The sequence below is a fragment of the Stenotrophomonas sp. CFBP 13725 genome, from assembly GCF_014841935.1.
Taxonomy (GTDB): Bacteria; Pseudomonadota; Gammaproteobacteria; order Xanthomonadales; family Xanthomonadaceae; genus Stenotrophomonas.
In genome coordinates, this window is the sequence record NZ_JACYUV010000007.1 from 1 (window position 1) to 19,111 (window position 19,111).

Genomic DNA, 19,111 nt, shown 5'->3' on the forward strand with positions numbered 1-19,111 from the left:
GCGGGGGCGTTGAGCGCCATGGATGGCGCGAAACGAGGCCCGCATGGATGCGGCCCTTGCCGTCCCCCGCCAACCCACCCCGCCCCGCCAACAAGCAGCCCTGCAGCTTCTGAGGTTGCCGTTGCCGTTGCTGTTGCCCTAAAGCGGTCCGGCCGCAGGCCGGACACTCCACTACTTCAGCTTGATCTCGCGCAGGCGCTCTTCGAGGAAACCGTGGGCGGTGATCGGTTCCGGGTACCGGCTCGGATTCTCCGGGGTGATGCACGAGGGCAGCACGTCGATCAGATAATCCGGGTTCGGGTGCAGGAAGAACGGCACCGAGTACCGCGGCTGGCGCGCAAGATCACCCGGCGGATTCACCACACGGTGGATCGTCGACGGATACACGTGGTTGGTCAGCCGCTGCAGCATGTCGCCGATGTTGACCACGATGGTGTCCGCGTCCGACGTAAACGGCACCCACTTGCCATCGTGCGACTGCACTTCCAGGCCGGCGGCACTGGCACCCACCAGCAGGGTGATGAAATTGATGTCGCCATGCGCGCCGGCGCGTACGTTCGGCACGTCGTCGGTCGTGATCGGCGGGTAATGGATCGGACGCAGGATCGAGTTGCCCTGGTTGGTCTTGTCGGCAAAGAAGTCCTCCGCCAGACCAATGTGCAGCGCGAGCGCGGACAGCACGCGCGAACCGAGGTGGTCCAGCGCCTGGTACAGGCCATAGCCCGCCTCACGGAAGCCCGGCACTTCACTCGGCCACAGATTCGGCGGCATCACCTCACGGTACGGTGAATCATCCGGAATCTCCCGGCCGATATGCCAGAACTCCTTCAGATCGAAATGCTGCGAACCCTTCGCCGTCTCGACGCCGAACTGGGTATAGCCCCGCGCACCACCGCCACCGGCCACGTGGTACTGGCGCTTGGTTTCGTCGGGCAGGGCAAAGAAGGCTTTGAATACCTCGTAGGCCGCATCGATCTCGGCCTGCGGAATGCCGTGATTGCGGATGCCGGCGAAGCCCCACTGGCGGTACGCGGCGCCCAGCTCGGCCACGAAGGCGTCGCGGTCGCTGTCAAAACGGGTGATGTCGAGGGTGGGGATCTGGCTCACGAACATGTCCTGGCTGGCAATTGAACGGTCCGCGCAGAGACGCTGGCGCGGCTGGCCATTGTGACAGATCGGCCCCCTGCCGCCAGCCAACCAGAGGATACAAATCGATACAATGCGCGCGCCCGGCATGCGCTGCCTGTCGACTCCCCCTCTGATTCAGCACGATACCCCCGACCGACATGGACGCCTCCGCACCCCCTGTGACACGCCGCGCCCGAGTGACCTGGGCATCGCTGTTCACCCTCCTCAACGCGCTGATCGCCATCGCCATCGTGGCGTCCTACGCGCCGTGGTCCGCCAATCCGGGCGGAACCCTCGGCAAGGCCTACCTGGCTATCGCCCTGCCCGGCCATTTCCTCGCATTCGGCGCGCTGACGATGCTGCCTGCCCTGTTGATCGGACTGTGGCCGCGCCGCACGCGCGCACTGACGGTGGCTGCCGTTGTCTGCCAAGGCCTGTGGCTGTGCCTGCTGCTCGTCGATGCGAAGGTGTTCGCGCTCTACCGGTTCCACCTCAATGCCATGGTGCTCAACATGGTCTTCGGCGGTGCCCTGCACGATCAGGTCAGCCTGTCCTGGACGAACTGGCTGCAGGTGGCCGGCGTGCTCATGGCGGTCTTCATCGCGCAAGGCCTGCTTGCGTGGAGCTGCTGGCGGTTGCTGCCGGCCCGCCTGCCGCAGCGCGTGCTGACCGCCACGTTGCTGGTGGCAGCCCTGGTGATGGGCGTCGGCCAGCTGGCAACGGCCTACTACGATGCACGGGGCGAACGCGCGGTGGTCAGCCAGTGGGCGTACATTCCGTGGGCGCAGCCGATCACGGCCAAGCGCCAGATGCGCGCACTCGGTGTCCCCGTGCTCCAGCGCGCCAGTGCCCTGCCCGACCCACGATTCAGCGAGCTGGACTGGCCGCTGGCGCCGCTGCGCTGCCAGAGCTATCAACGCCCGAATATCTTGATGGTCGTGATGGAATCGCTGCGCGCCGACGCGCTCGATCCGCAGACGATGCCCAACACCTGGGCACTGGCTGCGCGCTCGCAGGTGTTCGACCACCACTACAGCACGGGCAACGCCACGCGCTTTGGCCTGTTCGGCCTGCTGTATGGCCTGCCCGGCGCCTACTGGCAGCCGATGCTGGCCGAGCAGCGTGGCTCGCTGCTGCTGCAGGTGATGAAACAACAGGGGTATGCGCTGCACATCCATGGCAGTGCACCGTTGTACAGCCCGGAGTTCGACCGTACCGCCTTTGCCGATGTGCGAGACCTGCTGCAGACTGCGCCGTCGGCACTGTCCGTCGCCGAGCGGGACCGCCATGTGGTGCAGACGTTGCAAGCGGAGATCAAGGCAAGCCCGCCCGGCGCGCCGTGGTTCGGCTTTGCCTTCCTGGACGCCACCCACGCGCCCTATCACCTGCCGAAAGACTATCCGCCGCTGGTCAGCCCGATGGCGCCGGACATTGATTTCCTTGCCTTGGACAACGACCACGACGCCACGCCCGAACGTAATCGGTACCGCACGGCAGTGCACTACGCAGACAGCCTGCTGGGTGAACTGCTGCAGGGCCTGCGCGATGCGGGCATGGACGAGAACACGATCGTGCTGGTCACCGGCGATCACGCCGAAGAGTTCAACGATCTCGGCCTGAACTACTGGGGCCACAACGGCAACTTCTCCGACTACCAGTTGCAGGTGCCGTTCGTGCTGCATTGGCCGGGGCGCGATGCAGCGCATGACGCACGCATGAGCTCGCATGAAGACTGGGTGCCTACGGTGCTGCGCCATGCGCTGGGGTGTGAGAATCCGCTGGAGGATTTCAGCACGGGGCAGGACCTGCTGGCCCCCGCACCGCCGGGAACGCGCTCGCTGCTGGTGGAAAGCTGGTCACAGCGCGGCATCCGGCGTGGCCACGATATCTATGTATTCGACAAGTTTGGCAATGCCACCGCGCTGGGAGCGAACTATCTGCCGCTACCCGTGCAGCAACCCGACACGGCCAGCGTGCGCGAAGCATGGGATGCGCTGACGCGTTTCCGCCGTCACTAAGGCAGCCATTGCATTCACGCCGTGGCCCGCATCGCCTGGTAGTGCCGGCTTCAGCCGGCACCGCACGAACCACGCCCTGGTAGTGCCGGCTTCAGCCGGCACCGCGCGAACCACGCCCTGGTAGTGCCGGCTTCAGCCGGCACCGCGCCAACCACGCCCTGGTAGTGCCGGCTTCAGCCGGCACCGCGGCAAAGGCCAGCCGACTGAAGTCGGCTCTACCGAAATGCCAAACGCCAGCCGACTGAAGTCGGCTCTACCGAAGCGGGGAAAGGTCGGGCGCGGACGACGCCCTGTGTCAGGCGGCGGCGGCCGCCTGCACCGCGGCGGACAGCTGGTCCAGCGTGTCCTGCATCAGCCCCGCTTCGTCCGCTTCCACCGTTACCCGGACGACCGGCTCAGTGCCCGAGGGCCGCAGGAAGGCACGGCCGCGACCAGCGACTGCCTCTTGTGCACGCGCGAGCGCATCCTGCACGCTCGCCGCCTGCACCGTGGCCTTGGCGGACACATTGCCCAAGCGCACGTTGACGGTCTTCTGCGGCACCTTGACCAGCGGCTGCAGCGCCTCACGGAGGGTCTGCCCGCTTTGGCGCAGCGCTACCAGCACCTGCAGCGCACTGACGATCGCATCACCGGTAGTCGCCCGGTCCAGGCACAGCAAGTGGCCGGACGCCTCGCCCCCCAGAACACCGCCACGTTCGGTCAGCGCCTGGTGTACGTAGCGGTCGCCCACATTGCTGCGGATGAACGGAATCGCCAGTTTTTCCAGCGCCTGCTCGAGACCGAAGTTGGTCATCAGCGTGCCGACCACGGGGCCACGAAGACGGCCTTCGGCCTGCCACGAGCGCGCCAGGATGTAGAGCAGGTCGTCCCCATCAACCGGGTTGCCCTGGTCGTCGGCCATCAGCACACGGTCGCCATCGCCATCAAAGGCGATGCCCAGATCCGCGCGCATCTCGCTGACCTTGGCCGCCAGACTGTCGATGTGCGTAGAACCCACCCCGGCATTGATGTTCAGCCCGTCTGGCGCCGCGCCGATGGCGATCACCTCCGCACCCAGCTCGCGGAACAGCAGCGGTGCGATGTGGTACGTGGCGCCATGCGCGCAGTCCAGCACCAGGCGCATGCCACGTAGGTCGAAACTGCGCGGAACGCTGGACTTGCAGAACTCGATGTAGCGGCCGATCGCTTCGCGCGCGCGCATCGCCTTGCCAAGCTTTTCGGACTCCGCCGTGCTGAACGGCTCGTCGATGCCAGCCTCGAGCGCCAGCTCGGTGGCGTCGTCGAGTTTCTCGCCCTGCGCGGAGAAGAACTTGATGCCGTTGTCATAGTGCGGGTTGTGCGACGCACTGATGACGATGCCTGCGTCGGCACCCAGGGTCAGGGTCAGGAAGGCCACCGCCGGAGTCGGCATCGGCCCCAGCAACTGCACGTCCACGCCGGCGGCAACCAATCCAGCTTCCAGCGCCGCTTCAAACATATAACCGGAGATACGGGTGTCTTTGCCGATCACGACGATCGGGCGGCGGCCCTCGTTGCGCTGCTGGGCCACCAGCACGCGCCCGAAGGCGTTGCCGAGCCGCAGCACGAAATCCGCCGAAATCACCCCTTGGCCGACACGACCGCGGATGCCGTCGGTACCGAAGTACTTGCGCGCGCCCATCAGGATTCGGCGACTGCGGGTGCCGGTTCACTGCGCAGCATCGCCAGCAGGTCGGACAGCCGGTCGCGCAGTTCGCGGCGATCGCAGATCTGGTCGATGGCGCCATGCTCCAGCAGGAACTCCGAGCGCTGGAAGCCTTCCGGCAGTTTCTCGCGCACGGTCTGCTCGATCACGCGTGGACCGGCAAAGCCGATCAGTGCGTGCGGCTCGGCGATGTTGATGTCACCCAGCATCGCGAACGATGCCGAGACGCCACCGGTGGTGGGATGGGTGAGCACTGAAATGTAGGGGAGCCCGGCTTCGCGCAGCTTGCCCAGCGCGGCCGATGTCTTCGCCATCTGCATCAGTGAGAACAGGCCTTCCTGCATGCGTGCGCCACCGCTCGCGGAGAAGCTGACATACGGTGCGCCGATCTCCAGCGCGGTTTCGGCGGCAAGCGCGAAACGCTCACCGACCACCGAGCCCATCGAGCCGCCCATGAAGGCGAAATCGAACGAGGACGCGACCAACGGGCGCCCCTTCAGCAGACCGCGCATGGCGATCAGGGCGTCGTACTCGCCGGTGTTCTTCTGCGCGACCTTGATGCGCTCGGCGTACTTTTTCTGGTCCTTGAACTTCAGCAGATCGGTCGGCCCAAGGCGTGCGGCGATTTCGGTGGTGCTGTCCGCATCGAACAGTGCCGCCAGGCGCGCGCGCGCGCGGATCGCCATGTGATGGCCGCACTTGGGGCAGACTTCCAGGTTCTCTTCCAGCTCGGGACCGTACAGCGCGCTGCCGCAGCTGCTGCACTTTTCCCACAGGCCCTCGGGGACGCTGCGCTTCTTGCTGGGGACGTTGTCGGTGCGGATGCCCGACGGCATCAACTTGCTGAGCCAACTCATGCGGGATGCTACTTCCGTTCAGGGCGGCCCGAAGGCCGCAAAGGCCGACAGTCTAGCTCAGGCCTTCCCTGCCCGTGCACCCCTGCGACGGCGTATGGGGCGGGTGAAAAACCCTACTGCTGCGTACGCTGGACGGCCGCTGCGCTCGCCGAGCGTGGCTCGGTGCTACCTGGGCGGAGGCGGCCGCTGCGCTCGCCGAGCGTGGCTCGGCGCTACCCGGGCGGAGGCGGCCGCTGCGCTCGCCGAGCGTGGCTCGGCGCTACCCGGGCGGAGCCGGACGCTGCGCTCGCCGAGCGTGGCTCGGCGCTACCTGCGTGCGGGACGGTCAGCCGTCGAGGGCCTGGCGCAGCGGTGCCAGGAACCGGGTCGCGGCCTGTACTGCGGCGTCGATCGAATCGGCTTCGGCGAGCACGGCCACGAGGGCACTGCCTACGACCACGCCGTCGGCCTGTCGCGCCATCGCCGCTGCGCTGGCCGCGTCTTTGATGCCGAACCCGGCCACCACCGGCACGCCTGCACGCGCGCGCAGGGCCGCCAGACGGGTGCCCGCCGCATCGTGGTCAAGCCGCTCGGAGGCACCGGTCACCCCGGCGAAGCTGACGTAGTACAGATAGCCACGTGCCAGGCCCAGCAGGGTCTCGGCGCGGGCCGTGCTGGTGGTCGGCGACGCCAGCAGCACCAGGGCCAGGCCCGCCGCATCAAATGCCACGTTCGCCTCTTCGGCCTCTTCCGGCGGCAGATCGACCAGCAGGACGCCATCCACGCCCGCCGCGACCGCTTCGGTGGCGAATCGCGCGTAACCATGGATCTCCACCGGATTGAGGTAACCCATCAGTACCACCGGCGTGCGTGCATCCTGCTCACGGAATGCCGCCACCGTCTGCAGCACGTAACGCAGGCCGGCGCCACGCGCCAGGGCCCGCTCCGAGCTGCGCTGGATGGTGGGACCGTCCGCCATCGGATCGGAGAACGGCACGCCGAGCTCGATCACGTCGGCCCCCGCTGCCACCAGCGCGTGCATCACCGGCACGGTCGCTTCCAGCGACGGGTCGCCGGCAGTGATGAACGGGATCAGCGCCTTGCGCTGCTGCGCGCGCAGGGACTCGAAACGGGCGTCAAGTCGAGAAACAGGCATATCAGGCACATCCTTCAATCAGTTCAACAGCGTCACTGGTTCCCCAGTACATGCGGGTCACGTTTCCACGTTTCCACGGTGCAACTCCCACCTCAGCATCAGGTCCAAGCCCGGATGCTGCAGGGTGAGCTTCTCGTCGTTCGCGGTGGGATGGCGCCCGGTCCCCGCAGCACCGCACGGCCTTGGTACACCGTGGGATTCACAGGATCAGGCCGTCACGTGCCGCGATGGTGTGTACGTCCTTGTCGCCGCGACCGGACAGGTTGCACAGCACCAACTGGTCACGCGGGCGCTCACGGGCCAGTTTCATCGCCTGCGCAAGCGCATGGCTGGACTCCAGCGCGGCCAGGATGCCTTCGGTACGCGCCAGCAGATGGAACGCCTCCAGCGCCTCGTCATCGGTGATGCCCAGGTAGGTGGCACGGCCACTGTCTGCAAGGAACGCGTGCTCCGGCCCGACCCCGGGGTAATCCAGGCCTGCCGATACCGAGTGGGTTTCGATGATCTGGCCATCGTCGTCGCACAGCACATAGGTGCGGTTGCCGTGCAGAACGCCCGGGCGACCGGCGGCGATCGAGGCCGCGTGGCGACCGCTTTCAATGCCGTCACCGGCCGCTTCGGCGCCGAAGATCTGCACCTGCGGATCGTTGAGGAAGGCGTGGAACAGGCCGATGGCGTTGCTGCCACCGCCGACGCAGGCGGTGATCGCATCGGGAAGCCGGCCGTACTCCAGCAGCATCTGCTCACGCGCTTCGCGGCCGACGATGGCGTTGAAATCGCGCACCATGCGCGGATACGGGTCCGGGCCAGCCACCGTGCCGATGATGTAGAACGTGTCCTGCACGTTGGTCACCCAGTCGCGCATCGCTTCGTTGAGCGCGTCCTTCAGCGTCGCCGATCCGGAAGTCACCGGAATCACCGTCGCGCCGAGCAGCTTCATCCGATAGACGTTGATCTTCTGCCGCTCGATATCGGTGGCGCCCATGTACACCACGCATTCCAGTCCGAGCCGCGCGGCTACCGTTGCACTGGCGACACCGTGCTGGCCGGCACCGGTCTCGGCGATGATCCGCTTCTTGCCCATGCGCGAGGCGAGCAGTGCCTGGCCGACCGTGTTGTTGATCTTGTGCGCGCCGGTATGGTTCAGGTCTTCGCGCTTGAGCAGGATCTGCGCACCGCCAACGTGGTCGCTGAGGCGGCGTGCGTGATAGATCGGGCTGGGTCGCCCCACGTAGTGCGCCAGGTCATGGTCGTATTCGGCGATGAATGCCGGGTCCTTGCGTGCCAGATCGTAGGCTGCCGCGAGCTCCTGCAGCGGGCCGACCAGGGTTTCAGCGACGAAGCTGCCGCCGTAACGGCCGAAATGACCGCGGGCATCGGGATAGGCGTGGAAATCAGTGATCGGGGGGAGCGACATGTCGGCAACCGGTGGTGCAGGTGGATGGATACTCTAGCGCACGCTCCAGCGGGTGAATATCGATATTTCCGGCGTGACATGTCAGTATTTCTCACATGACCAGTAGACCGCTACCTCCCCTCAACGCCCTCCGCGCCTTCGAGGCCGCGGCGCGGCTCGGCGGCGTCGGGCGCGCGGCCCACGAGCTCCACGTCACCCATGGCGCGGTCAGTCGACAGATCAAGCTGCTGGAAGCGGACGTGGCGACGGTGCTGTTCCAGCGTGAGGGCCGCGGATTGCGGCTGACCGATGCCGGACACGTGCTGCACGCGGCCTGCCGCGAGGCATTTGGCCGGCTGCACGAGGCGGTCGACGCCGTGCGCCGCCCCGTCCGGGCGGCCGCGCTGGTGCTGGGCTGCAGCAGCAGTGTGCTGGCGCGCTGGATGATTCCACGGCTGCCACGCCTGCAGGCCGCGCTGCCGGCAGTGCACGTGCACTGGTCGGCCCTGGATGGCAGCTTCAGCGAGGAACAGGCGCAACTGGATGCGGTGTTGCTGCTGGCCGAGCCACCGTGGCCGAGTGGCTGGCAGGTCATCGAACTCGCAGCGGAGCGCGTGGGCGCGGTGATATCCCCGGGCCACCCGGCAGCACAGCGGCTGCAGGGACAGCCTCCTGCGGCCTTGCTGCCAGAAGCAGTGCTGCACACGATGTCACGACCGCAGGCGTGGCCCGCATGGGCCGAGGCGCAGGGGCTTGATCCGCGTGCCATCCAGCTTGGCCAGGGTTTCGAGCATCTGTACTACCTGCTGGAAGCCGCAGTCGCAGGCTTGGGCGTTGCGATTGCGCCGGAACCGCTGGTCGCCGAAGACGTGGCGAGTTCACGCTTGCTGGCCCCGTGGGGATTCGCCGGCACGGGCGGCATGTGGGTGCTGGCCCGCCCGACGGGACGTGAGGACGCGCGCGTGGATGCGCTGGCGGTGTGGCTGAAGGGGCAACTGGCAGGGACGCCGTGAATGCCGGGCCGCTGCGCTCGCCGAGCGCGGCTCGGCGCTACCGAGGCGGGGTGACGCTGCCGCTGCGCTCGCCGAGCGTGGCTCGGCGCTACCGGGGCGGGGTGATGCGATGCGGCCGCTGGGCGTATCGCGGGAAACTCAATCCAGGCTGGCGCAGTCGGCGCGGCGGACTTCTTCGACGAACTTGCGCATCGCGTATCCGTCCTTGATGCCCGGCTCGGATTCGATCCCGCTGGACACGTCCACGCCCCACGGCAGGGTCGCCACCGTCGCGTCGTAGACGTTGTCCGGGGTCAGCCCGCCGGCCAGCAGGAAGGGGCGATGCAGGCCGCTGGGAATGCGTGTCCAGTCAAACGCCACGCCCGTTCCACCACCACCACCGGGGGCGTGGCTGTCGAACAGGAAGCCAGCCGCGCTGGGGTAACGCAGCTGCAGCGTCCGCGCGTTTACGTCCTCGCGCCCGCCCATCGCGATGGCTTTCAGGTACGGCATGTTGAAGCCGCGGCAGAAACTCTCGTCTTCGTCGCCATGGAACTGCAGCAGCGTCGGACGCACCGTGCGCAATACTTCGCGCACCTCCTCGCGGGTGTTGTCACGGAACAGCGCCACCACGTCCACCATCGGCGCGATGGCCTGCCGCATCGCGCGTGCCTCCGCCGGTGCGACCCGGCGCTTGCTCTCGCGCGCGAAAATGAAACCCACCGCGTCGACGCCGAGTTCGCCCGCCAGGCGCACATCGCCGGCGCGTGTCATGCCACAGAACTTGATGCGGGTGCGGTAGTAGGAACGGCTCATAAAGTGACCTCGGCGGGCAGTTGCCAGTTATCGGGGTACAGCGGACCCAGGAACACCAGACCCTGCGGTGGGGCCGTCGGTCCTGCCACGGAACGATTGCGGCCGGCCAGCAGTTCGCCGATCCATTCCACTGGCCGATCCCCGGTGCCGACCAGCATCAGCGAGCCCACGATATTGCGGACCATGTGATGAAGGAATGCATTGGCCTGCACCGACACTTCGATGATGTCCTCATGCCGGGTCACTGCCAACGCGTGCAGGGACCGACGCGCATGCCGCGCCTCGCACTGGGTGCTGCGGAATGCGCTGAAGTCGTTCTCGCCCAGCAACGCCTGTCCGGCTTCGTGCATCAACGCCGCATCCATCGCACGCCGATCCCAGCTCAGGGTCTGCCGTTGCAGCGCGGGACGGACCGGCCGGGTCAGCAGGCGATAGCGGTAACGACGCGCGCGCGCCGAGAAGCGGGCATGAAAATCATCCGCCACCGGCACACACCAGCGCACTGCGATCGCATGCGGCAGGCGGGCGGTGGTGCCAAGCACCCAGCCGCGTGGGTCCCTCTGGGCCTCGGTATCGAAATGGACCACCTGGCATTGACCGTGCACGCCGGTATCGGTTCGACCGGCACAGGTGACCCGCACGGGCGCATCGGCAACAGAGGAAAGGGCCTTTTCCAGGCTGGCCTGCACGCTTGGACCGGCATCACCCAGCGTCTGCCAGCCATTGAATCCGCTGCCGTCATATTCGACGCCTAGCGCGTAACGCATGGTGCTACCTCTGTATCTGAAAAAGGGCGCGCAGGCACGCGGCCGACGCGTCCTACGTGGCGGGGTCGCGCTCGGACCACACGGCAAGTTCATTGCCACCGGGCTCGCGGAACTGGAACCGGCTGCCGCCAGGGAATGAGAAAACCGGCTTGAGGATGTGCCCCCCAGCGGCCACCACGGCATCCATCACTGGCTGCAGGTCGTCGGCATACAGCACCAGCAGGGGCGCCCCCGTCGACGAACCGCCGGGTTCTCCGCTGAAGAATCCCCCCTGCAACCGACCATCGTCGAAGGCGGTGTAATCAGGGCCATAGTCCTGGAACGTCCAGCCGAATACCGTCTCGAAGAAACGACGGCTGGAAGCAGGATCGTGCGAGGCGAACTCGACATAATCGATGCGATTGTCGTGGTGCATGTCGGGAACTCCGTTTGTCCTTGCTGATGGATCAACCCAGGCGGGCCAACAGTTCACGTGCCTGCGCACGGAGGTGCGGATCGTCTGCAGCGGCGACCTCCTCCAGCAACGCGCGCGCGGTCTGCGCATCACCCAAGTCGAGATAGGCGATGGCCAGCTCAAGGCGGTCATGGCCCGCGGCGTGCGATGTCGACGATGCCGGAGTCTCGTGTGCCACGGGTGCATCGACAGACGCGGGCGCGGAGTGCACGTCGTCTGCCGGCAGCTCGAACACACCGCGGAAGTCGTCCTGCTGCTCCGCCTGACGGGCATAGGCAGGCACCGGATCGGGGCCGGCATCGGCCACGACGTTGTCCACCGCGACCACAGACGACCCGACATCTTCCCCTTGCGACAAGGCATCGGCCGGCGTGGCCGGGTCATGCCCCAGTGGGGACAGCGTCGCTACGGCAGGCGGCGCCGCAGCAGCGTCCACTGCCATCGGGCCCGCATCGTCCGACGCGGGCGCCGCGTGCAGGTCATCGTCGTTCCAGCCCTCACGCTCGGCCAGTACGTCCAGTCCGGCACCGGCGGGAAGACTGGTCGCCAGCGCACTGTCATCATGGTCATCGCGTCGCAACGGCGGCAACGGCGACGGCTTGCGGCGCCGGGCAAGCCACCAGGCTGCGCCGGCCAGCAGCAGAAGGGGTAAACCCAGCCAGTACCACGGGCCGCCCGCTTCCTGCACCGGCGGCGGCGCCTGGCCAAGGCGCTGTTCGGCCGCGGCCAGCTGGCTGTCCTTGATCTGCACCAGCGTCTGCTGATCGGTCCGCAGCTTCTCCAGCTCCGCGACCCGTTGCTTGAGTTCATCGATTTCGGCATCGCGCGTGGCGACGTCTTCCCTGGCCTGACGCAGCTGTTCGTTGCCGAGCATGTCACCCTCGTTGCCATCACCGGTGCCGGTGGTTGAGCCCGCCGTGGCGGCCGCAGCCGCCACCGCCGGAGCGATTTCAAGACGGGCGCCGCTGTCCGATGCGGCCACTGCAGGCGTTGCGGTGGCAGGCCCCTGCACGGCGGCTACAACGGCGGCCGGCTGCGGAACAGCACGGGCCTGGCGCCACTGCGCGGCATGCTCGCGCACCATTGCAGCGGCTTCGTTGCCATCCACGGCAGCAAGCGCTGCCGCATCGGGCATGCGCAGCACCGCCCCCTGCTTGAGCAGGTTGATGTTGCCGCGGATGAACGCGTCTGGATTGGCGCGCAGCAGGGCAATCATCGCCCGTTCGCGACTGATCTGCTGGCTGGAGGCCACGGCCTGCGCGATCCCGGACAACGTCTGGCCCCGCTGTACTGCAGCGCCCTCCGCAGCTGCGGCCGCGCGCTCTGCGCGTGGCGCGGCGGCTGCGGACGTGGACTGAGCCGCCGGCATCGGAGCACGATCGCTGGCTGCGGGCACGGACGGTGCCTGTGCTTCACGGATGATGGCATTGGACATCGCCCCGGCCGGCGCGATGATTTCCGGTTCGCTGACGGCCATGGCACTGGTCGGCGCATCCATCAGGGCGGAGTACTCGCGCACCAGCCTGCCCTGCCCCCAATCCGCCTCGATCAGGAAGGCCAGCGCCGGCGTCTCCACCGGAGAGGACGAGGTGACACGCACCACCGCCCTTCCCTGCGCATTGCGGCTGAGTTCGAACTGCAGTTCGCTGACCAGCCCGGAGGGACGCTGCAGTCCCACCCGTTCGAAGGTTACCGGCGAGGCCAGTCCTACGCGCAGGTTCTGCAGCTCGGAAGGATCGGCGGAAATCACCGGGATCTCGGCCAGCAGGGGCTGCCCTGGCTTGGACAGCACCCGGATGTCACCCAGCCCCAAGGCCATGGCCGAGCTGCTGGCAAGCGCCAGCAGCAGGGTCGTCAGATACGTGAGCGGTCGAATAACGCCGCGGGCCCCTTTGTTCATGGCGGCCAATATACCGGTTGGCCGCCACTTACCGATAGCACAGGGTCCGGCGCTCCCTATCGGCCAGGCCGGGCCCTGTGCAGCCGGCACCCGGCCCCCGGATCAACGCGCTTCGGCGGCAACCAGTTCGGCAATCTGCACGGCGTTGAGCGCGGCGCCCTTGCGGATGTTGTCCGACACGATCCACAGGTTGAGGCCACGCGGATGCGAGATGTCTTCGCGGATGCGACCGACATACACCGCATCGGTACCCGACGCATGGGTCACCGGTGTCGGATAGCCACCGGCTTCGCGTCGGTCCACCACTTCCACGCCCGGCGACTGCGACAGCAGCTCGCGTGCGGCCTCGGCCGTGACCTTGTCGCGGGTTTCAATCGCCACTGCTTCAGAGTGGCCGTAGAACACCGGCACGCGAACGGCGGTCGGATTGACCATGATGCTGTCGTCACCGAGGATCTTGCGGGTCTCCCAGACCAGCTTCATTTCTTCCTTGGTGAAGCCGTTCTCAAGGAAATCGTCGATCTGCGGGATCAGGTTGAAGGCGATCTGCACGGGGAAGCGCTGCGGGTCGATTTCCTGGAAGCTCAGCAGCTGGCCGGTCTGCTTGCCGAGCTCCTCCAGCGCAGAACGACCGCCGCCGGACACCGACTGGTAGGTCGCCACGTTGATGCGCTCGATGCCGTATCGGCGGTGCAGCGGGGCCAGTGCCACCAGCATCTGCATGGTCGAGCAGTTCGGGTTGGCGATGATCCCGCGCGGGCGGTTGGCCACCTGCTCCGGGTTGACCTCCGACACCACCAGCGGCACGTCGTCGTCGTAGCGGAACGCCGATGAGTTGTCGATCACCACCGCACCCGCGGCGGCGAACTTCGGGCCATATTCCTTGGACACGCTGCCGCCTGCGGAGAACAGCGCGATGTCCACGCCCCTCGGATCGAAGTCGGCCAGGTCCTTGATGGTGTGCTTCTGGCCGTTGAACTCCACTTCGCCGCCCGCCGAGCGCGACGAGGCAACCAGGCTCAGGCTGGCGATCGGAAAATTGCGCTCGGCCAGGATGGACAGCATCGCCTCACCGACGGCGCCGGTGGCACCCACGACGGCGACATGGAAGGAACGTGGTTCGGTACTCATGGGATGTTTCTCGACAAAAAAGGGGGAATTCACGCAATGCGGCAGGGTTCGGGGAACCTCCTCGTGCAGGCGCGGAGGCTCCCTATCGTTTTTTGCTTTTGTCGCCCGAGGCAGTGCGCGCCGCGAAGGCGGCCTCTGCGTTGATCGCGCTGGGCATGCGGGCCGCTGCGCCGTCCACATTGAGCGCGGCCAGCAGGTTGTCCGCCGCCAGCTGCACCATCGCCTTGCGCGTGGCCAGCGAGGCACTGCCGATATGCGGCGTCAGCACGATGTTGTGCAGCGCCAGCAGCTCCGGGCGCACGGCCGGCTCGCCTTCGTATACGTCCAGGCCGGCTGCGGCCAGGCGGCCAGTGGCCAGCGCATCGGCGAGCGCCAGCTCGTCGACGATGCCACCGCGGGCGATGTTCACCAGCGTCGCGGTCGGTTTCATTTTCGCCAATGCCGCTGCATCGATGATGTGGTGCGAGGAAGCGGTATACGGCAGGACCAGAACAAGATGATCGCTCTGCGCCAGCAGCGTATCGAAGTCGGCGTACTGCGCCCCCACCTCGCCTTCGGCCGCTTCCGGCAACCGCGATCGGTTGTGGTACAGCACGCGCATGCCGAAGCCGTGTGCACCGCGGCGCGCGATGCCTTGGCCGATGCGGCCCATGCCGAGGATGCCCAGCGTGCTGCCATGGATATCGGCGCCGAGCATGGTCTGGAACGACCACTGGCCCCACTGGCCCTCGCGCAGCCAGCGCTCGGATTCGGTGATCCGGCGCGCCGCTGCCATCAGCAACGCAAAACCCAGGTCCGCCGTGGTTTCGGTCAGTACGTCCGGGGTATTGCTGGCGACGATACCGGCAGCGCTCAGCGCCTCGACATCCAGGTTGTTGTAGCCCACGCCGACATTGGCGATCACCTGCAACCGCGTGGCACCGGCGACCTGCGCCGCCCCCACCCGCTCGTTGAGCGTGATGATCGCACCGTCCACGTCGGACAGACGCGCAGCCAGCTGTTCCGCCGTCCAGGCGGTGACCTCATCGGTGGTGATCAGCTCGACCTGCGCGCGCAGGGGCTCGATCACCGCATCGATGAGCGGTTGGCTGACCCAGACGCGCGGCCGCGGCTCAGCCATCGATCATGCCCGGAATGCGCGGGGTGATGCTGCCGACATCGCCACACTGCGCACGGTGACGCAAGGCCTGGTCCATCAGCACCATGGCCATCATCGCCTCGGCGATCGGTGCGGCACGGATACCGACGCACGGGTCGTGGCGACCGACGGTGACGACTTCAATGATGTTGCCTTCGCTGTCGAGCGACGCACCGGGCAGGCGCAGGCTGGAGGTCGGCTTGAGCACGATCGAGGCCGTTACCGGCTGGCCGGTGGAGATGCCACCCAGGATCCCGCCGGCATGATTGCTGGCAAAGCCCTCCGGGGTCAGCAGGTCGCGGTGCTCGGTGCCCTTCTGTGCGGCGCTGGCGAAGCCGTCACCGATCTCCACGCCCTTCACCGCGTTGATGCTCATCAGCGCGGAGGCCAGTTCGCCATCGAGCTTGCCGTAGATCGGCTCGCCCCAACCCGGCGGCACGTTGTCGGCCACCACGTCTACCCGCGCACCTACCGAGTCACCGGATTTGCGCAGAGCATCCATGTAGCTTTCCAGTTCCGGCACCTGGGCGGCATCGGGCCAGAAGAACGGATTGTCTTCCACCGCCGACCAGTCGAACCCACGCGGGGTGATGCTGCCCAGCTGCGACAGGTAGCCGCGCACGGTCACGCCGAAGCGCTCGCCCAGCCACTTCTTGGCGACCACGCCAGCGGCCACGCGCATGGTGGTTTCGCGCGCCGAAGAGCGCCCGCCACCGCGCGGATCGCGGATCCCGTATTTGTGCCAATAACTGTAATCGGCGTGCCCCGGACGGAACTGCTGGCCGATGGCGGTGTAATCCTTGCTGCGCTGGTCGGTGTTGCGGATCAGCAGGGCGATCGGCGTGCCGGTGGTCAGCCCCTCGTACACCCCGGACAGGATCTCCACCTCGTCAGCTTCGCGCCGCGCCGAGGTGTGCCGGCTTTTACCGGTGGCCCGACGCTGCAGGTCATGCGTGAACTCGGCTGCATCCAGCGCCAGTCCCGGCGGACAGCCATCGATCACGCAGCCGATGGCCGGACCGTGCGACTCGCCGAAGGTGGTGACGGTGAACAGCTTGCCGAACGAATTGGAGCTCACGGTCGCTGCGCCGCCAGTTCGGTGATGCGGGCGCTGTGGGCGATCAGGTCGCGGCATTCCACCGCGAAGATGCCCATCTGGCCGACCTTGAACTCCACCCAGGCGAAATCCACTTCCGGCAGCAGCTTGATCAGGTGCTGTTCGGATTCGCCCACTTCGCAGATCAGCAGGCCATCTTCGCTGAGGTGCAGCGGCGCATCACGCAGGATCTTCAGCACCAGGTCCAGGCCGTCGTCGCCGGCACGCAGGCCCATGTCCGGCTCGTACGAATACTCCTGCGGCAGCGCATCGGTCTCGTCGTTGGTGACATACGGCGGATTGGTCACGATCAGGTCGTAGTGGCGCCCGCCGAGGCCATTGAACAGGTCCGACTTCAGCAGGGTCACGTTGTGCGCCTGCAGGCGGTCCTTGTTCTCATGCGCCAGACTCAACGCGTCATCGCTCAGGTCCACGCCGTCCACTTCCCAGTTCGGGTAGTAGTGGCCCATGGCAATGGCGATGCAGCCCGAGCCGGTGCACAGATCCAGCGCGCGCTGCACGTGGCGGCCGGCCAGCCAAGGCTCGAAGCCGGTTTCGATCAGTTCGGCGATCGGCGAACGCGGCACCAGGGCACGGGCGTCGCTCTTGAAGCTCAGCCCGGCAAACCATGCCTCACCGGTCAGGTAGGCGGCCGGGATGCGCTCATCGATGCGGCGCTGGAACAGTTCCAGCACCTGCTGCTTCTCCGACTGCAGCAGGCGGGCCTGGCCATAGGCAGGGCCGAGGTCGTGCGGCAGGTGCAGGCTGTGCAGCACCAGCTGGGTCGCCTCGTCCAGGGCATTGTCGTAGCTGTGCCCGAAGGTCAGGCCAGCAGCATTGAAACGGCTGGTGCCGTAGCGGATCAGGTCGATGATCGTGTGGAGTTCGGCGGCCGTTTCGGCAGTCATGGCGGTACGACGGGGAAATTGGCCCCCGATTATAGGGGCTGGCGCCTGCCTCGGCATCCGTTGCAGGGGAAACCGCCACCGTACAGCCGTTATGATGGGGGCCGATCCCTCGGCAGCGCAGGCCCTCATGTTCAACCGCAACGTCGGCATCATCCTGCTGATCGCCCTGGCAGCCGGTCTCGGCCTGCTCGTGGCGCAGAAGGTCTTCGCGCCGAAGGCCCCCAGCGGGCTGCCGGCCACCGAATCGATCACGTTCTACCCGCAACCCCGCCCGCTGCCTGACTTCAACCTCGCCCAATCCGATGGCACCCGCCTGATCCCCGGCGAGCTGAAAGGTCACTGGACCCTGGTGTTCCTGGGCTTCACCTTCTGCCCCGATGTGTGCCCGACCACGCTGGCCGAGCTGGCCGGTGCGCAGAAGCAGTGGGAGACCGTGCCGGAGAGCCTGCGCCCGCGCGTGTTGTTCGTGTCGGTCGACCCGGAACGCGACAGCGCCACCCGTCTGGGCGAGTACGTCCATGCCTTCCACAAGGACACCTTGGCCGCCACCGGCGACGTGCCGTCGCTGGAGAAGTTCGCCACCGCCCTGGGGTTCGTGTTCCAGAAGGTGCCGGGGACGCATTTCGACGAGAACCCGGAAGATTACTCGGTCGAGCATTCGGCCACCCTGGCGGTGCTGGATCCCGAAGGCCGCCTTGCCGGCATCATCCGTCCCCCGTTCAACGCGCCGGCCATGGCCCGCGACCTGCAGAAGCTGACCGAGAAATCCGCCCCATGAGCCTGATGACCACCCTGAGCTACGCCCTGCCGCACCGCCTGCTGTCCTCGATGGCGCGTTCGCTGGCGTACTCGGACAATCCGCGTGTATCGCAGTGGCTGATCGACACGGTGACGGCGAAGTTCGGCGTGAACCTGGACGAGGCGGCCAACCCCGACCCGCGCAGCTATCCCACCTTCAACCAGTTCTTCACCCGTGCATTGAAGCCCGGCGCGCGCGTGGCCGATGCCGATCCGCGCAGCCTGGTGATGCCCGCCGATGGCCGCATCAGCCAGCTGGGCCGCATCGACGCCGGTCGGATTTTCCAGGCCAAAGGCCATTCATTCACCGCCGCCGAACTGCTGGGCAGCGAAGCGGATGCCAAGCCGTTCAACGAGGGTCTGTTTGCCACGGTGTACCTGTCACCCAAGGATTACCACCGGGTGCACATGCCGTGGACCGGCACGCTGCGTGAGACCGTGCATGTGCCCGGCCGCTTGTTCAGCGTGGGCCCGGCCGCGGTCAACAAGGTGCCCGGCCTGTTCGCCCGTAACGAGCGGCTGGTCTGCCATTTCGACACGTCATTCGGCCCGATGGTCAGCGTGATGGTCGGCGCGTTGCTGGTGTCCGGCGTGGAGACGGTCTGGAGTGGCGAGGAGATCCCCCACTACGGCGATCGCATCACGCGCAAGGATTATCGTGGCCGCGGTATCGTGCTGGACCGCTTCGCCGAAATGGCGCGCTTCAATTACGGCTCCACGGTGATCGTGCTGCTGCCCCCGGGCGTGGCGGACTTCGCCGCGCACCTGGATGCCGAGCATGCCGTGCAGCTGGGACAGGCGCTGGCCACGCTGCGCTGATCGAGGGGCGTGCCGCTGCGCCCGCCTGGCACCTGGTAGCGCCGAGCCATGCTCGGCAAGCGCAGCGGCTAGAA

At 67.0% G+C, this 19,111-nt stretch carries 17 protein-coding genes; 4 read left to right on the plus strand and 13 right to left on the minus strand.

Annotated elements, in window-relative coordinates:
• Window positions 1-171: 171 nt before the first annotated feature.
• Complete coding sequence (locus IFT65_RS13005) at window positions 172-1,107, minus strand: 2-oxoglutarate and iron-dependent oxygenase domain-containing protein (protein WP_342365890.1); 936 nt, start codon at window positions 1,105-1,107, stop codon at window positions 172-174.
• A gap of 179 nt (window positions 1,108-1,286) precedes the next feature.
• Between IFT65_RS13005 and IFT65_RS13010 the strand changes: the two genes are divergently transcribed.
• Entirely contained in the window at window positions 1,287-3,146 is a 1,860-nt protein-coding gene (locus IFT65_RS13010) for a sulfatase-like hydrolase/transferase (RefSeq protein WP_192081793.1), read from the plus strand.
• Window positions 3,147-3,441: 295 nt separating this feature from the next.
• On the opposite strand, the gene glmM is transcribed toward IFT65_RS13010, so the two are convergent.
• The 4 genes from glmM to trpB form a co-directional block, all read right to left on the minus strand.
• The gene (glmM, locus tag IFT65_RS13015; RefSeq protein ID WP_192081794.1) at window positions 3,442-4,806 is read right to left on the minus strand and encodes a phosphoglucosamine mutase; all 1,365 of its coding nucleotides are present in this window, start codon (window positions 4,804-4,806) and stop codon (window positions 3,442-3,444) included.
• Entirely contained in the window at window positions 4,806-5,687 is an 882-nt protein-coding gene (gene accD / locus IFT65_RS13020; RefSeq protein ID WP_188326747.1) for an acetyl-CoA carboxylase, carboxyltransferase subunit beta, read from the minus strand. Before accD ends, glmM begins: the two co-directional genes overlap by 1 nt.
• Before the next feature lie 325 nt (window positions 5,688-6,012).
• Entirely contained in the window at window positions 6,013-6,822 is an 810-nt protein-coding gene (gene trpA, locus IFT65_RS13025; RefSeq protein WP_192081795.1) for a tryptophan synthase subunit alpha, read from the minus strand.
• Between the two features lie 199 nt (window positions 6,823-7,021).
• Window positions 7,022-8,239, minus strand: a complete 1,218-nt coding sequence (gene trpB / locus IFT65_RS13030) for a tryptophan synthase subunit beta (RefSeq protein WP_188326745.1) — start codon at window positions 8,237-8,239, stop codon at window positions 7,022-7,024.
• Between the two features lie 95 nt (window positions 8,240-8,334).
• Between trpB and IFT65_RS13035 the strand changes: the two genes are divergently transcribed.
• Complete coding sequence (locus IFT65_RS13035; protein WP_192081796.1) at window positions 8,335-9,231, plus strand: LysR family transcriptional regulator; 897 nt, start codon at window positions 8,335-8,337, stop codon at window positions 9,229-9,231.
• 138 nt (window positions 9,232-9,369) lie between these two features.
• On the opposite strand, the gene IFT65_RS13040 is transcribed toward IFT65_RS13035, so the two are convergent.
• From IFT65_RS13040 to prmB, 8 genes are all read right to left on the minus strand, one after another.
• Window positions 9,370-10,026, minus strand: coding sequence for a phosphoribosylanthranilate isomerase (locus IFT65_RS13040; protein ID WP_192081797.1), 657 nt, complete (start codon window positions 10,024-10,026; stop codon window positions 9,370-9,372).
• The gene (gene truA / locus IFT65_RS13045) at window positions 10,023-10,793 is read right to left on the minus strand and encodes a tRNA pseudouridine(38-40) synthase TruA (protein WP_192081798.1); all 771 of its coding nucleotides are present in this window, start codon (window positions 10,791-10,793) and stop codon (window positions 10,023-10,025) included. The genes IFT65_RS13040 and truA overlap by 4 nt, the downstream gene beginning before the upstream one ends.
• Window positions 10,794-10,845: 52 nt before the next feature.
• Window positions 10,846-11,208, minus strand: a complete 363-nt coding sequence (locus IFT65_RS13050) for a VOC family protein (RefSeq protein ID WP_192081799.1) — start codon at window positions 11,206-11,208, stop codon at window positions 10,846-10,848.
• Between the two features lie 31 nt (window positions 11,209-11,239).
• Window positions 11,240-13,147 (minus strand): FimV/HubP family polar landmark protein, encoded by a 1,908-nt coding sequence (locus tag IFT65_RS13055; RefSeq protein WP_192081800.1) that lies wholly within the window; start codon window positions 13,145-13,147, stop codon window positions 11,240-11,242.
• Window positions 13,148-13,249: 102 nt separating this feature from the next.
• Window positions 13,250-14,278: an aspartate-semialdehyde dehydrogenase gene (locus IFT65_RS13060; protein WP_192081801.1), complete on the minus strand. Its 1,029-nt coding sequence runs from the start codon at window positions 14,276-14,278 to the stop codon at window positions 13,250-13,252.
• An 82-nt stretch (window positions 14,279-14,360) separates the two neighbouring features.
• Entirely contained in the window at window positions 14,361-15,398 is a 1,038-nt protein-coding gene (locus IFT65_RS13065) for a D-glycerate dehydrogenase (RefSeq protein ID WP_192081802.1), read from the minus strand.
• Window positions 15,391-16,494 carry a chorismate synthase gene (gene aroC / locus IFT65_RS13070; RefSeq protein WP_192081803.1) on the minus strand — a complete coding sequence of 368 codons (1,104 nt, stop codon included), beginning with the start codon at window positions 16,492-16,494 and terminating at the stop codon, window positions 15,391-15,393. Before aroC ends, IFT65_RS13065 begins: the two co-directional genes overlap by 8 nt.
• Entirely contained in the window at window positions 16,491-17,420 is a 930-nt protein-coding gene (gene prmB, locus IFT65_RS13075) for a 50S ribosomal protein L3 N(5)-glutamine methyltransferase (protein ID WP_192081804.1), read from the minus strand. Before prmB ends, aroC begins: the two co-directional genes overlap by 4 nt.
• Before the next feature lie 127 nt (window positions 17,421-17,547).
• Between prmB and IFT65_RS13080 the strand changes: the two genes are divergently transcribed.
• Both IFT65_RS13080 and asd read left to right on the plus strand, forming a co-directional pair.
• Entirely contained in the window at window positions 17,548-18,198 is a 651-nt protein-coding gene (locus tag IFT65_RS13080) for an SCO family protein (RefSeq protein ID WP_188326735.1), read from the plus strand.
• Window positions 18,195-19,037, plus strand: coding sequence for an archaetidylserine decarboxylase (gene asd / locus IFT65_RS13085; RefSeq protein WP_192081805.1), 843 nt, complete (start codon window positions 18,195-18,197; stop codon window positions 19,035-19,037). Before IFT65_RS13080 ends, asd begins: the two co-directional genes overlap by 4 nt.
• Window positions 19,038-19,111: the final 74 nt, after the last annotated feature.

What these genes read in the sequence shown, in the direction of transcription:
- IFT65_RS13010 (WP_192081793.1), top strand. Translation starts at nt 1,287, where the DNA reads ATGGACGCCTCCGCACCCCCTGTGACACGCCGCGCCCGAGTGACCTGG.
- glmM (WP_192081794.1), bottom strand. Translation starts at nt 4,806, where the DNA reads ATGGGCGCGCGCAAGTACTTCGGTACCGACGGCATCCGCGGTCGTGTC.
- accD (WP_188326747.1), bottom strand. Translation starts at nt 5,687, where the DNA reads ATGAGTTGGCTCAGCAAGTTGATGCCGTCGGGCATCCGCACCGACAAC.
- trpA (WP_192081795.1), bottom strand. Translation starts at nt 6,822, where the DNA reads ATGCCTGTTTCTCGACTTGACGCCCGTTTCGAGTCCCTGCGCGCGCAG.
- trpB (WP_188326745.1), bottom strand. Translation starts at nt 8,239, where the DNA reads ATGTCGCTCCCCCCGATCACTGATTTCCACGCCTATCCCGATGCCCGC.
- IFT65_RS13035 (WP_192081796.1), top strand. Translation starts at nt 8,335, where the DNA reads ATGACCAGTAGACCGCTACCTCCCCTCAACGCCCTCCGCGCCTTCGAG.
- IFT65_RS13040 (WP_192081797.1), bottom strand. Translation starts at nt 10,026, where the DNA reads ATGAGCCGTTCCTACTACCGCACCCGCATCAAGTTCTGTGGCATGACA.
- truA (WP_192081798.1), bottom strand. Translation starts at nt 10,793, where the DNA reads ATGCGTTACGCGCTAGGCGTCGAATATGACGGCAGCGGATTCAATGGC.
- IFT65_RS13050 (WP_192081799.1), bottom strand. Translation starts at nt 11,208, where the DNA reads ATGCACCACGACAATCGCATCGATTATGTCGAGTTCGCCTCGCACGAT.
- IFT65_RS13055 (WP_192081800.1), bottom strand. Translation starts at nt 13,147, where the DNA reads ATGAACAAAGGGGCCCGCGGCGTTATTCGACCGCTCACGTATCTGACG.
- IFT65_RS13060 (WP_192081801.1), bottom strand. Translation starts at nt 14,278, where the DNA reads ATGAGTACCGAACCACGTTCCTTCCATGTCGCCGTCGTGGGTGCCACC.
- IFT65_RS13065 (WP_192081802.1), bottom strand. Translation starts at nt 15,398, where the DNA reads ATGGCTGAGCCGCGGCCGCGCGTCTGGGTCAGCCAACCGCTCATCGAT.
- prmB (WP_192081804.1), bottom strand. Translation starts at nt 17,420, where the DNA reads ATGACTGCCGAAACGGCCGCCGAACTCCACACGATCATCGACCTGATC.
- IFT65_RS13080 (WP_188326735.1), top strand. Translation starts at nt 17,548, where the DNA reads ATGTTCAACCGCAACGTCGGCATCATCCTGCTGATCGCCCTGGCAGCC.
- asd (WP_192081805.1), top strand. Translation starts at nt 18,195, where the DNA reads ATGAGCCTGATGACCACCCTGAGCTACGCCCTGCCGCACCGCCTGCTG.